3 protein-coding genes are annotated in these 3117 nt (G+C 48.9%); all 3 read left to right on the plus strand.

Annotated elements, in window-relative coordinates; all coding sequences use genetic code 11:
* Positions 1-603: Gfo/Idh/MocA family protein (locus ACR0P9_RS09955; RefSeq protein ID WP_432619725.1), on the plus strand; the 603-nt coding region annotated here is incomplete at its 5' end.
* 337 nt (positions 604-940) lie between these two features.
* Entirely contained in the window at positions 941-2602 is a 1662-nt protein-coding gene (locus ACR0P9_RS09960) for a solute:sodium symporter family transporter (protein WP_432619727.1), read from the plus strand.
* A gap of 129 nt (positions 2603-2731) precedes the next feature.
* A partial coding sequence (locus tag ACR0P9_RS09965; protein WP_432619729.1) for a Gfo/Idh/MocA family oxidoreductase occupies positions 2732-3117 on the plus strand: 386 nt, incomplete at its 3' end.

The following is a 3117-nucleotide window of genomic DNA, read 5'->3' on the forward strand; positions in this document are numbered from 1 at the left end:
AAGGAAGGCAAGATTGGCGATCCGCATTACATCAACGTAACTTCCCGCGATCCGGAGCCACCACCGGCATCTTACGTAGCAGTATCCGGCGGTATCTTCTATGATATGATGATCCATGACTTCGACATGGTTCGTTACCTGTCCGGTTCTGAGGCAGTAGAGATCTCTGCAGTAGGTTCCTGCCTGGTTAACCCGAACCTGCAGGAAGAGTCCGGCATTCCGGATGTAGATACCGCAGTTGTTACCATGAAGCTGGCAAACGGCGCAATCGCAACCATCAACAACTCCCGTCAGGCAGTATACGGCTACGATCAGAGAGTAGAAGTATTCGGCTCTAAGGGCATGGCTGCAGACCAGAACGATCTGAACTCTACCGCTACCATCACCACTGTTGATGGTGCAGTATCCGAGAAGCCGAAGTGGTTCTTCCTGGAGCGTTACAACGACGCATTCATCGAGCAGATCAAGTACTTCATCGACTCCATCGTAAACGACAAGCCGACCGTAGTTGGCGCATACGATGGTCTGCGTCCGGTACTGATGGCTGCTGCTGCAACCGAGTCCTGCCGCAACGGCGGTGTTTGGGTAAAGGTTGCTGAGTAATTCTCACCCAATTACCGAAAACAACACGATACAAGAGGCGTTCCGCGTAAGCGGAACGCCTTTTTTGCTGTCAAAAAGAAATGAAGATAGTTTCGTGCAAATGCACGAAAAATACGAGGAAAAAACGAAAATGTCACTCAAAAGCACGGAAATTTAGCGCGAATCACGAGAAATCATTGGGGAACTTGTGCGTTTTTACGGGATTTTGCACGGAAAAATGATACTGTCTCAATTCTATTGAACAAAAGCACGAAATGTAGTATCATAAAAACACCGAAAGGGACACGCGTGAATAGAGAAAACGGGAAATTCGTATTTATGGGAAAGAGTGATGTATATGAGTTTTTTTAGTTCATTTGGCTGGATAGCGATTAGCTTCCTGTTCTTCACTGCATTGGTTGCTGTTGTAGCCGCATGGAAGACAAAGGGAGATAATCTGGATACCGCAGAAGGTTATTTTCTCGCAGGCCGCGGCCTGCCGGGTATTGTCATTGCCGGTTCGCTGCTGTTGACGAATCTGTCCGCAGAACAGCTGGTTGGCACCAATGGTCAGGGCTGGGGTTCTAATATGAGCCCGATTGGCTGGGAAGTTGGTTCGCTGTTTACCCTGTTTGCACTGGCATATTTCTTCCTGCCGACCTATTTGAAAATGGGTACGACAACCATGCCGCAGCTGATGGAAGCGCGTTTCGGCAGAAAGACCAGAACCATGTTCTCTCTGGTTATTGTCATTATGTACTCCATTCTGAACCTGCCGGTTATCCTGTACTCCGGTGCGGTTGTATTTGAAAATATCTTTGATATTTCCGGCATCTTTAATTTGAGCAAATTCAGCGCAGTTGCTATTCTGTGCGTTATCATTGGTATTATCGGTGGCTGCTATGCAATCTTTGGTGGTCTGAAGGCAGTTGCTGTATCCGATACCATCAATGGCATTGGCTTGATTATTGGCGGTTTGATGATTCCGTTCCTCGGTCTGGCTCTGCTGGGTCATGAGACTTCTGGCGGCGGCATTATCGCTGGCTTCCAGTACATGGTACATACGGAACCGACAAAGCTCAACGCATGGGCTGCATGGGATGCCAGAGAACCGGCTCTGCCGTGGCCGCTGATTTTCACCGGTATGCTGTTTAACAACCTGTATTGGTGGTGCTGCAACCAGTCGTTCGTTCAGCGCGCACTGGCTGCAAAATCTCTGAAGGAAGGTCAGAAGGGCGCGATCTTCTGTGGATTCCTCAAGACCCTTGGTTTCTTCTATCTGGTATTGCCGGGTGTTATTGCCTACTTCCTGCCGTCCATTCAGGATAAGATTCAAGCAGCTGGCAGCAGTGCGATTGACTTTGCGTATCCGGCACTGGTTTCCGCTGTTGTTCCGAAGCCGATTATGGGCTTCTTCGCAGCCGTTCTGTTTGGTGCGATTCTCTCTTCGTTTAACTCCGTGCTGAATTCTGCAGCAACCATGTTCACACTGGATCTGTTCCGTCCGATTCTGTGCCCGGGCAAGACCGATGTGTTCTATGTTCGCGTAGCAAAGATTTATGCTACCATCGCTGGTGTCATTGCGATTATTATCTCCCCGTTCGTTATGTACGCAAACGGCATCACAACCTTCTTGAACTCGCTGTCGCAGTTCGTTTCGCTGCCGATTCTGTTTACCGTGCTCGGTGCGATTGTCTTCCGCCGCGTTCCGAAATACACCCCGTTCCTGATTACCGTTGTTCATGTGGTATGCTACGGCGCATTTATGATTATCAAGCCGTGCTATCCGACCAATGGTGAGCCGATTCATTATCTGTATGCCATTGCTGTGATGTTTGTCGTTGAGCTGCTCATCATGATGTATCTCAACAAATTCAAGGCAGTGGAAGAGTGGAAGGCTCCGGAGGATGGAACCGTTGATTTGACACCGTGGAAGTATCGTCATATTGTCTGCATCGTAGGCATTGCCATTGCTGTCGGCATTTATATCTTCTTCTCTCCGATTGGCATTGCCGCATAATTTTGATAACACAGCACGATCTTTTCGTGCACTCTCTCCATAGCATCCGGCGGCAACTATGCCGCTGGATGCGACTCTCAACATACAGAACAATCATCTATTTTCTATCATAAAAAAGGAGAATGTCTTATGGCAAATGTAAAGTTTGGTGTCGTTGGCTGCGGCAGAATTGGTAAGCTGCACATCAACAATCTGCTTAACAACATCGACGGCGCTGAAGTAGTAGCAGCAGCTGATCCGATGCTGGATAAGTCCGGCGCACGCGAGTGGCTGGCAGAGCGCGGCATCACCAACGTATCCACCAACTATATGGACGTTGTAACCAACCCGGATGTTGACGTAGTTATGGTTTGCTCTTCCACCGACACCCATTGCGAGGTTTCCATGGAAGCAGTAAAGGCTGGCAAGAACGTATTCTGCGAGAAGCCGATCGACTATGATATTGAGAAGATCAAGAAGCTGCTGGCACTGGTAGAAGAGAAGGGCGTAAAGTTCCAGGTAGGTTTCAACCGCCG

It is taken from the genome of Butyricicoccus sp. (assembly GCF_050872565.1).
Lineage (GTDB): Bacteria > Bacillota > Clostridia > Oscillospirales > Butyricicoccaceae > Butyricicoccus_A.

What these genes read in the sequence shown, in the direction of transcription:
- ACR0P9_RS09960 (WP_432619727.1), top strand. Translation starts at nt 941, where the DNA reads ATGAGTTTTTTTAGTTCATTTGGCTGGATAGCGATTAGCTTCCTGTTC.